The organism is Novipirellula galeiformis (assembly GCF_007860095.1).
GTDB lineage: Bacteria > Planctomycetota > Planctomycetia > Pirellulales > Pirellulaceae > Novipirellula > Novipirellula galeiformis.
The window spans coordinates 386,391-396,463 of the sequence record NZ_SJPT01000002.1; the positions used below are offsets into that span (position 1 = coordinate 386,391).

General features: G+C 56.1%; 11 protein-coding genes. 3 read left to right on the forward strand and 8 right to left on the reverse strand.

Going from position 1 to position 10,073, the window contains the following annotated elements:
* Nucleotides 1-177 precede the first annotated feature (177 nt).
* Both Pla52o_RS06630 and Pla52o_RS06635 read left to right on the forward strand, forming a co-directional pair.
* Nucleotides 178-678 (forward strand): YciE/YciF ferroxidase family protein, encoded by a 501-nt coding sequence (locus Pla52o_RS06630; RefSeq protein ID WP_146593813.1) that lies wholly within the window; start codon nucleotides 178-180, stop codon nucleotides 676-678.
* Nucleotides 679-1,026: 348 nt separating this feature from the next.
* A complete protein-coding gene (locus Pla52o_RS06635; RefSeq protein WP_146593814.1) occupies nucleotides 1,027-1,878 on the forward strand; it encodes a peptidase C39 in 852 nt (283 codons plus the stop codon).
* 24 nt (nucleotides 1,879-1,902) lie between these two features.
* On the opposite strand, the gene Pla52o_RS06640 is transcribed toward Pla52o_RS06635, so the two are convergent.
* The 8 genes from Pla52o_RS06640 to Pla52o_RS06675 all read right to left on the reverse strand — a co-directional run bounded on the left by Pla52o_RS06640 (nucleotide 1,903) and on the right by Pla52o_RS06675 (nucleotide 8,757).
* Nucleotides 1,903-2,268, reverse strand: coding sequence for a hypothetical protein (locus Pla52o_RS06640; RefSeq protein WP_146593815.1), 366 nt, complete (start codon nucleotides 2,266-2,268; stop codon nucleotides 1,903-1,905).
* Nucleotides 2,269-2,432: 164 nt separating this feature from the next.
* Complete coding sequence (locus Pla52o_RS06645) at nucleotides 2,433-3,473, reverse strand: AI-2E family transporter (RefSeq protein ID WP_146593816.1); 1,041 nt, start codon at nucleotides 3,471-3,473, stop codon at nucleotides 2,433-2,435.
* A 308-nt stretch (nucleotides 3,474-3,781) separates the two neighbouring features.
* A complete protein-coding gene (locus tag Pla52o_RS06650) occupies nucleotides 3,782-5,200 on the reverse strand; it encodes a DUF2254 domain-containing protein (RefSeq protein WP_146593817.1) in 1,419 nt (472 codons plus the stop codon).
* Nucleotides 5,201-5,425: 225 nt separating this feature from the next.
* The gene (gene mscL, locus Pla52o_RS06655; RefSeq protein WP_146593818.1) at nucleotides 5,426-5,947 is read right to left on the reverse strand and encodes a large conductance mechanosensitive channel protein MscL; all 522 of its coding nucleotides are present in this window, start codon (nucleotides 5,945-5,947) and stop codon (nucleotides 5,426-5,428) included.
* A gap of 293 nt (nucleotides 5,948-6,240) precedes the next feature.
* Complete coding sequence (locus Pla52o_RS06660; RefSeq protein ID WP_146593819.1) at nucleotides 6,241-6,516, reverse strand: hypothetical protein; 276 nt, start codon at nucleotides 6,514-6,516, stop codon at nucleotides 6,241-6,243.
* 356 nt (nucleotides 6,517-6,872) lie between these two features.
* On the reverse strand, nucleotides 6,873-7,514 hold the full coding sequence (locus tag Pla52o_RS06665; protein WP_146593820.1) for a class I SAM-dependent methyltransferase: 642 nt from the start codon (nucleotides 7,512-7,514) through the stop codon (nucleotides 6,873-6,875).
* A gap of 459 nt (nucleotides 7,515-7,973) precedes the next feature.
* The gene (locus tag Pla52o_RS06670; RefSeq protein ID WP_146593821.1) at nucleotides 7,974-8,207 is read right to left on the reverse strand and encodes a hypothetical protein; all 234 of its coding nucleotides are present in this window, start codon (nucleotides 8,205-8,207) and stop codon (nucleotides 7,974-7,976) included.
* 91 nt (nucleotides 8,208-8,298) lie between these two features.
* Nucleotides 8,299-8,757: a CsbD family protein gene (locus Pla52o_RS06675; RefSeq protein WP_197169052.1), complete on the reverse strand. Its 459-nt coding sequence runs from the start codon at nucleotides 8,755-8,757 to the stop codon at nucleotides 8,299-8,301.
* A gap of 916 nt (nucleotides 8,758-9,673) precedes the next feature.
* Between Pla52o_RS06675 and Pla52o_RS06680 the strand changes: the two genes are divergently transcribed.
* Nucleotides 9,674-10,033: a hypothetical protein gene (locus tag Pla52o_RS06680; RefSeq protein WP_146593823.1), complete on the forward strand. Its 360-nt coding sequence runs from the start codon at nucleotides 9,674-9,676 to the stop codon at nucleotides 10,031-10,033.
* Nucleotides 10,034-10,073: the final 40 nt, after the last annotated feature.

Genomic DNA, 10,073 nt, shown 5'->3' on the forward strand with positions numbered 1-10,073 from the left:
CTCAAGGAGACGCCAAAACCAAGCGGCGATGACGTTGGAGGGCGTCGAGATGTGAGTTGCGGCACACCAAGTGCATTCATGGGGGGATGTCATTCCAGTGTGGTTCGTGTGTGGGATCCAAGCGATGGATTCAACCCATTGAACGATACGAGTCCCCCCTTTACACCTGAGGCGATCATGAAACTCAACTCTCTAGAAAAGTTGTATGTGCACGAACTGAAAGACCTTTACAGTGCTGAGAATCAACTGCTCGACGCGCTTCCCAAAATGCGTGATGCCGCGCACAATGCCGACTTAAAGGCGGCATTTGCCAATCATTTGGAGGAGACCAAGACGCACGTTGCTCGCTTGGAAACGCTGTTTGCCGACCTCGACTTCGAGCCCGGCGGGCACAAATGTGCGGCGATGGAGGGATTGATCAAGGAAGGGGAAGACATGATCCAAGAGGACATCGAACCGGAAGTGCTGGATGCGGGGTTGATCGCGGCAGCTCAGCGCGTTGAGCACTACGAGATGGCAGGCTACGGAACCGCGCGAACCCACGCTGAAAAGCTCGGGCATCAGGAAGCGGCTGATTTATTGCAGTTGACGTTGAACGAAGAGGGGCTCGCGGATCAAACGCTGTCCCGCTTGGCGGAACGCAAAATCAACTTTCTCGCGCTGGGCGCGATTGGCTAGAATCGCGAAGCCGCGTCCGAGCTGCGCAGGGGGGTGTGAAACCGATTCGAATTTTCGAAGCGGCAGAATTATCGATTCGGCCTTGCTGACGGGCCGAATGCAGTTCGGGTACGATGCCCCGTGGGATGACCCCGTACGATTAACCCGCCGCGGCTGTCGATCTGACAATGCGGCGGAATCGACATTCCAATCCGCTTGTGGAGCGGCGGACGCCGTTCAGTGATTTACGGTTCGCCGTGCCCGTTCTCGGTCCGGCGTTCTGCGCACAATTTAGCTAGCGACTTTAGCGAACGCACCAACAACGAATTTGACCCATGATGAACCACACCGAAACGATGCTGGAGTGCAATGGCCACTGATCTATGGACGGCGATCGCTGTGATGACGACGATCTCGTTGGCGTTTGGCTTGGTAGCCGGAGGGTACGCTTATTCCAATAAGGGGCAACGTACGATCTTGACGCTCACCTTGGCCGTGCTTGGCATGGTGTACTTTTTGTTTTACGCCTCCGGCCAACTGTTTTGGGCCCGGATGGTGCCGGCATCGGCGGCCATCATCTACACCAATTTTGCGGCGATCTTTGCCGCGCTGGCTGCGGGATGGGCTTGGCGTCTACCCAACACGCCCAAATGGCGACGGGCCATTTTGACTTCGTTATTAGCTGCGGGGTCCTTGGCCGCGATCCTGTGGCCGCTGTTATCGATTGCGGTACGGCCACCGCCGAACGGGGGCGATGACTGGGAAAATGGGGTTGCGATGCAAACGTCGTGGGCCACGTGTAGTCCAGCCGCAGCAGCCACCTTTTTTCGGGCCGAAGGGATTGAGGTTACGGAATCGCAAATGATCCCGCTCTGCTTGAGCGATTCAAGCGGCACTCCCACGCTGGGCCTGTATCGCGGGATCAAACTGATTGCCCAACAACACGATCGCGAAGTGGAAGTGATCAACGAAACGCTCGATGAAATGCTCACCAAAAACGATTGGCCGGTGATCATGATGGTCGAGTTGCCCTACGGTGTCGAAGATCGTCGCTATGCGGATCATTGGGGCTGGATTCCCGGGATGGGACACTCGGTGGTGGCGTTTGGGCGTACCCGCGATGGCCGAGTTGTGATCGGGGATCCGTCGGTCGGCTTGGAGGTATGGAGCGAAGAGGATTTAAAAGTGTTGTGGCATGGCAGCGGGATCCGAATCAAGTAGCGAACCGATGCCGCGGCAACCAAGCTACTGCGGAGACGGCACTGCGTCGGTTGGCGTGATCGGTTCTGTTTCCGTAGTCGGGGCCGGTTTTACGATCGCTTCACGTTGGCCGAGTTTGTCTAATTTGCGACTCAGCTCGCTCTCGGCATCTCGGATCATGGCATCGGCTTCGCGTTTCGCGTCCCGCACCTCCTGTTTCGCGTCGTCTTGCGCATCCGCGATCATGTCAACCGCCTCCGCTTCGGATTCAGCGATAATGTCGGCTGCTTTTTCACGCGCCGCTTCGAGGTCTTCTTGCGCCTGCTCGGCTTCTTCGCGGGGCGTGGTTGGTTCGCGAGTGCAGCCCAAAAAGAAGAGACTAAACGCGATCATGACAAAACGATTGAACATGGTATGACTCCCTTGGATCGGCACCGTTTGATGCCGTACGTATCGTGCGAGAATTTTGTGTCGAGATTCATTTGTGAGTGGGAGGATTACTGATGGGGCAGACCTACGTCACCCCGCATGGCGATCGCCATCGCGTGAAATGGGCCCCCCGTCCTTGGCTGTAATTAATTTGCCGTTAGCTCGCCGGGTTCGGGATCCCCGAGATGGTCTTGGATATAAAACAACTGGATCAACACCATCAACATCACCACCAAGGGTGCAGCCATCATGATGCCAATCACGCCCACCCACACGCCCATCAATAACTGGGCGGCGATCGTCAGGATCGGTGGCAACGAGACTTCTTGGCGTTGGATCATCGGTGTGATCAGATAGCTTTCGATGCCCTGCAACGCGATATTGAAGATCAACACATACAGCACGGTGTTGGTATCTACGTTGACCGCCAACAATAATTGAGGAATCATCGCTAATAGAGGCCCGATATTGGGGATGAACGTCAGCAGTGCAGCGAGCACGCCCAACGCGATGGGCAACGGAACTCCCAGAACACTTAAGCCGATTGCCGTTAACACGCCCACCACCGTCATCGACATCAAACGTCCCACGATCCATCGCATCAACGCCGAACGCAATTCGTCCAATGCATCGACCACGCGTTCACGCCGGTCGATCGGGAACAGTTTCACTAACCCCGTGCGATACAGTTCAGGATCGTAAGCGGCATACAACCCCACAAAAAAGATCACGATCGCTCCGGTGAATGCCCAGCCCACCGAACGCACCCCTTGCAACATGTTTGAAAAAGCAGAGCCACCCTGTTGCGTGACCATCGATTGCACTTGCGACGCATCGGGCGTGTATTGCTTGATGACTTCATACTGACTCATTCGTTCCTGGGTTTGCTGAACTGCGTTTTGCAGCTCGGAGCCCAACTCATCGGCTTGTTGTGCGACTTGGGCGCCGAGGTAGTAGGTGCCGGCGGCGAAAAAGCCCAACAACAATATGACCACCAAGAAGTAACCGCCGTGATACGGGATCGGTGTATGGCGGGATGACCAGTGGGCGATGCGATTAAGTAAAATGCCGAACAGTAGCCCCGCAAATATCACCAACAAAACACTGATGGTGACGACGAGTATTTCCGCCACGGCTAATACCAAGGCAGTCAATAAGGACGCGAATAAGACAGGTCGCAAATTCATCTTGTTGAATTTCTCCCGGTGCGTTGCCGGACTAGGGGTGTGTTAACGTCTGAAACCGTCGCCCTCATAGCACCGCTGGGCGTTTTCAATTCCGCTTTCGTACACGGCGGTCGCTTTGAATTGAAGTAACGTTGACCACGTTTGCTTGGGCTGTCCACACATTGGACATGCGTGATCGGATCGATCCGGGGCGATTGCTTCATTGCCGATTGGTTCATTACCGAGCAAACTCGATGCCAATTGATAATCAATGGTTTCGGGATGATCCGGCGCCTCGGTTGTGAGCGTGTTTTCGCAATCGAGTCGCGTCACGCTCGTCCGCCAACCCAATTACCCGTATCGAGCACTTGGCGGCGATACTGGGGATCACGCAACAACCACACCATCGAGCGATAACGGTCGGACAGCAATAAAAAGCCGCGACGATCGTTCAAGACGTTTTTGCACTCACGCCGCAGCGCCCCGCCGTGACGCACTAGCAATCGGCGATGCGATTGGCTCGAAGCCGATAACGCCACTTTTGCGATCATCTCCATCATGTGAACGGCCGCATTGCGATCGGCCGCCACGTAGGGTCTCAATTGGTCAAACACTAAGGAGGCGAAGTCTTCGAATGTCTCCGGTTCGGCCACGATCCGTAGATGGTGGTCATCGTCGTAGCGATAGGCGTCGGGAAACTCTCGCTCTGCCATGTTTTGTAGCGCCGATTGCAACCAATCGAGACAATTGATCGCGGTGAACGGATCATTCACTCCTGGAGACAGGGCGCGCATGGCCACTTCGACGAGTTGGTTGAAAACGAAGCGGAGGTTTTGATGCGCCGTTCGCTGGGATCCTGAGACAAAGGTCGCAATCATCCGCTCGACTAACTCGTCGTTGACCCGCGTTTTAGGCGACGCCAACATCAGTACGTCCCCCGGGGTAATGAAATCCCCAGCGCGAAATCGCATGCGAATCGTCAAGTCGTTGTCAGTCGCGATCTGTAACATCCCGGTCGTATCGACAAACTCAACATAACCCGATGTTTTCGCATGGATCGCTCGCGCCGAATCGTAGAACGTTGCTGGTAAATTCGACTCCATCTGGCGTTCGGATGGTTCGGGGTGAGGTTCACCAACGCGTGCGGGAAATCGGTCCGTGATCTGCTTATTCAAATCACGCCCGATCCCGGCAACGATATTCGAGATGTGAATACTCTCGGGAATGTGATGGATGAAAAAGATCAGCACCCCAACGCTTGCGATGGCTAACAGCAAGCCAACGATGACGGCGATATGAGGCACAAAGGCGGACGCTAACTCGAGATTCGCTCCGCCGCCCGGTGGCGCGGACTCGGCGTTGCGGACAGTCCGCAGGACCATCAAACAATACAGAAACGTGGAGATGAAAACGCCCAACGTGATTTGATTGCCGGTGTCTCGCATGAAGTTATTCAACAACCGCGGTCCGACCTGCGACGTCGTGTACGAAATCGACAAGATCGTCATCGAGAAGGTCACCCCCGCGACGGTGATCATCGAACCGGCAACGGTTGACAATACCGCGCGGGCACCCGCGGGCTCGTTGGCGTACAACCAACCAATGTCCTCGAGCCACTCCGAGCCGAAATGGCTGTCCAAACTGGTGGTGACGAACGACAGCAGGATCGCGCTGATCGCCATCAACGAGGGCATGAACCAATAACTATCGCGAATTCGCGAGGTCCAAGTAATCAGCAGAGCTTTCATAAACGCGATTCTCGCTCGTGTGGAAGCTGCCGTGATTGGACTCGTTCGCGATGATGGTTCCCGGCTCCACGCGTTGCCACCCCGACACCGCAGGTCGGTTTAGAACACCACGATCGTCGTTTCCGAGCGGATGCGGGAAAACCGAGTCGAATCGTCACATTGCCGAGCCACCGTGTATCAAAATGCCATTCTGCGGCCGATTCCCCCGGTCGTCACCGTGATGGGCTAGTTCGTCGCTTTGTTAGCCTCACTCACATTGGGCACGACCAATTCCGACGTGCATTGGGGACAGCGCGTCGCTCGAAAAGGGACGGTCGAGCGGCAGAATTCACATTTCTTATCCGAAGGTTCTTGCGATGGAGGCGGTTCGCCAAACCGCTCGTCAAGCTCGGCGTCAACGCGATTCACCGTGCGAATGATCATGAACATGGCGATCGCAATGATCAGCAGCGTGAAGCACGCGTTAAAAAATTGACCATAATTCAAAGTCACCGCGCCGACATTTTGAGCCATCTCTAAGGTTTGGAACCCATTGCTAGGAACCGCCACCCCTTCAGGAACGTGCATCACCCAAAATAGATCGGAGAAGTCCGTGTTCCCGGTGAGTAGTCCGATCGGTGGCATGATCACGTCGTTGACCAGTGACTTCACCACGGTGGTGAACGCGGCACCCACCGTAAAACCAATGGCCAGATCGATCATGTTCCCACGGATCGCGAACTTCTTAAAATCGTCCAGAATACTCATGTCACGGATGCTTTCTAACATTGACGACGAAAATGGAACCCCAAGCTTAGCGGATGTCGCGACAGCGAAACACGCTGCCTCGCCTTCCACGATCCCGGAATCGAGTGGAACAACGCTGTGGAGAGTTCCAAGCAACGATTTGAACGACATCGGTCGCGCCACCCGGATTCATTGCGGCTCCCATCTTAGCATTTGTCATAGTCCCGCCACTCGGTGGGCGCGGGACGATGGACGCGGGACAATGGGATTGAGCTTCCGTATCGACGACGAATACCGTGATCGACGACCGCCCGCTATTCGTCCGCGGGGACATTCACATCGACGTCAGGCACCGAGATCTCGGACTCCTTCATCTTGACATCCACATCGGGAACCTTGACCTTTTTCTTTTCCATCGAAACGTCGACATCGGGTGCGTCGACATCGTACGCCGGCAATTGGCCTGGATCACCACTGACGTCAACATCCACGTCGGGCATCACGCCTTCGCGAGTTTTTTCGACGTCACAACCTACGCTTGCGACGCCGATCAACATCGCCGCAGAGATACTTGTCCATTTCTTTAACATGATTTTCCATCAACTGTATGCGGATCACCGGCAGCAGAAACAAACGGTGTTTCGCAACTCAACCAACCGGTTCAATGTAGAGAGTTTGCAAGCGTCGTGCCAAAACCGGACCTGAGCGAAAAATTGGACCGCAAACTGGCAAGGTAAAGCAAAATGAGGGATCGCCGTTCAGGACGTGGCCGAAAAACGACCGTTGTCTGCGTTCCTCACGCCCATGCTGAGCTTCGCAGCGGGGCGTCGGACCGATTCGAAGCGATCACGAGCCGGCGTGCCGTTAGAAGTGGTCTTTGGTAAAAAGGGAATCGGCTCGACGAGGCTCGCCGCGACGTCCGCACGCGACGTCCGCACGTGACGCGTTAATCCGCGTTCGAAGCGTTACTCGCTTCAAGTTTCTGCCACGTGAACACCGTTAAGGGTGGCAAGTTCAGGGGGATCAGTTTGGCGTGGGGTGGACCAAAGAGAGGTCGGGCATAATCGTCGATATCCGAGCGAACCTGGTACGCGATGAATGTGCCGCCTGGCTTTAACACCTCGTAAACCGATTCCACGATCGCCTTGGCTACCGACGGTGAAAGCGAGCTAAACGGAACCCCGGAGACGATCACATCGGGGCGTCCGATCTGATTTCGCTCAAGCAATTCAATTAAGTCCGCGGCGTCACCGATCAGCGGCGTCAGCCGGGGATCGGTGATCTCTTGCAGTGCGTCCATGAAGGCCGCCGTTTTTTCGATCGCGAGTAAGCGACTATCGGGGCGCATTTGAGACAACAGTGCCGAGGTCGTTCCTCCCGCACCTGGTCCCAGTTCAACGACCGACGAGGCGCAGCGAACACACTCTCGTTCAGCAATATTCTCGGTCAAAAAAGGTGAACTCGGACAGATCGTGGCAACTTGAGTGGGCTGCTTCATCCATGCCTTGAGCACCTGGAGGGCTTGCTTGGCGAAGGATGTTGCACGCGATGTTTGCGTCGCACTCGATGGTTGAACCGTGAGGGGCATTGGCAAGTCTCAGGGAGGGATCGCTTCAACGTTGGGACGGACCATCTACTTGAAAAAAACGGAACTCTCGTTCGTTAGGATACTGCCTTGCAATCGCGTGGAACTCTGCGTTGGCGTCGTATCACGGCGTCGAATCAGAGCGGTGACACCAACCCGCGGTGCGCTAGGCCGCGATACGTCAATCTGCGCCCGACGAGTGACGCATCCGACGCATCCGAGAAAACCCAAACGGGCGTCCCGGGGACCTCCATCGATTTGCGACCATCCCTCATCCGGCCCAGCGTCGCATGGGATGTTGGGGCGGTGCGTTTCATGCACCGGAGGCGTCCCATGCATAGGAGTCGCCACATGCATAGGAGGCGGGCCACGCACAGGGGGAGGTGCACAGGAGTTGTCCCCGCACTCGAATGTCGAGTGCGGGACACTCAAGAGTGCCATGCTCTCTGGGAATTCACCGGATTAGCGGTGAAGTTTCCAGCCGACAACCATGCCGAGCCCGAAGCACCACATTGCCGCCACATCCGGTTTTTCATGAGCGTAGTCTCGCAACAAACCCCACAAATCTTTGGCGGGCTCGGTTACGTAATGGGTGCTTGCCTCTTGGAGCTTTTCACTGGCCACATGCGTGGCTTGCGATGTCGAAGACGCAGTGTGCGCCGAGGTGTTCGACGGAGTTTCGGTTGCTGAATTCATAGGACGGTTCCTTTGATAGAAAGTGATTCGATTGAAGTGGATTCGACTGATTAACACGCGCGTTCGCTGCACGCGGTGGAATGGCTGCGGTCTAGCGGGCCCAGCGTTCGCGCCAAGTTGGCTCGTGAGCTTGGCGTCCTGCGATCGCCAAGCCGATGGCAATTCCGGTTACCAAGCCGACGCCTAGGGCGACGACGACCGATTCCATCGGCCGCTGGGCCACCGTTTCTGCGGAGTGCTCATATCCTTCACGGGCGCGTCGAGCGACTTGCTCGTACCCTTCGCGAACCGAGTCGCTGGCCGATTCAGCGTAGCTCGAAGCGACTCCCGATAGATGCGAGAAGCTCGACTCACATTGTTCGCACGTCTCATGCAAAAACGCTTCGATCTGCTCGCGACCTTGCCCCGTCTTCTGTTGGATCAATCCCACCAACTGTTCCGTGTCGCCCTCGACTTGGCTCAGTTCGTCATCGGTGATTTGTCCATATTTCTCTTTGACGGCGCCGGTGACCGTTTTCCATTTGCCACTTATCTCTTGCTTCGTAATCATTTCCCACCTGCTTCGTAAAATTAGAATGCTGTGAGCGAAACCAAACGGTCTCGATGGTCTCGCAGTCCTTTCCTGATCAATGCTAGGAACTAACGATTGATGTCTAAAAGCAGATGCAATTGGCGTACCGATCCCAATGATCCGCCGCGACGGCATGCTCCGTGGTGCGAGACGGTGTACGCGATCTTCGATGTCGATTGATCTCCGCTGGACGCAAATCAGTCAAGCTGAGCTCTCGAGTTGCATTTCCGCCTTTTGGCGGCCCGGTTTCGGATGCAGGCCTTCAAAACCGGTCCGCACCACTACCCGCCGCCACGAGCCCGATTCCTGCGCTCGTATCGGTTTGGGCCGCGCGAACCTATGGGGCCTACATTGGTTCTGTGTTGGACGTTGCGGGGGTTCACCGCAGCTTAGCGTTTGGACAATTCCGAGCCGCGATTCTCAATCAGAAACCGCTCCGTCGACGAACGAGAAACGGCTAAGACGATGTTGGGATCCACAGTGAGCGGAATGCCACCAGGGCTGTAGCGGGAGGCCATGGCGATTGGTTGGACACCCTCGGCGCTGCTCCGCTGGTTCCTGGCGAGCGCTGGATCCTGGGGGCCGCTGGCTCCGTGCCTTGCCTCCGTCGCACGCCGCCTCATTGCGTTTTGGCGCCGTGACTCGGTGGGGCGCGGTGGGGCACATCGTTTTGTGCTTTATGTTTCCGCTCTCGCTCTCGTGAATGGTTGGATCCGGCTTGGCGATGGCAATCCGTCACGTCGGGGGAAACCGGCCGTCACGTCGGGGGGACCGGCGAATCGGCATCGAAATTGGACTCAAACCATGAAGCCGCTACCTGCCCCGTGCGGGATCGGCTTCCTTTCATTGAGGACTTATTCCGACCAAGATATCAACCCAGCCACGAAAGATCTTAATGCCAGTCATTCAAAAACCAGTCAATCAAAAATCAGTTGCTCCGAATCATGCTGCCGACGTTTGTCAGCTGCGCCCCAATCATGACACTGACATTCCACCCAACCGCGGAACCGACGGGAACTCGGTGGACTCAAAACGGATCCGATTGCGAGTGCATCTGCAATCGGTCGACGCGGTGATGGACGTATTGACCGCAGTCACTCGCGTTGGCGGCCAGCTCGAATCGATTGTTGCCACGAACCAGCGGCTTGATTTGGATGCCGTCGCACGCAAACCCGTGGCGTTGCGATTGCCCTCATTGATTGGGGAAATCGTCTCTGTGATTGCGGTTTCTGAAGCGAAGTTGTTGGAGTCGTAACCTTGGTCGTCGGGGGGGGGTGTAGGCCTCAGAAAGCCGG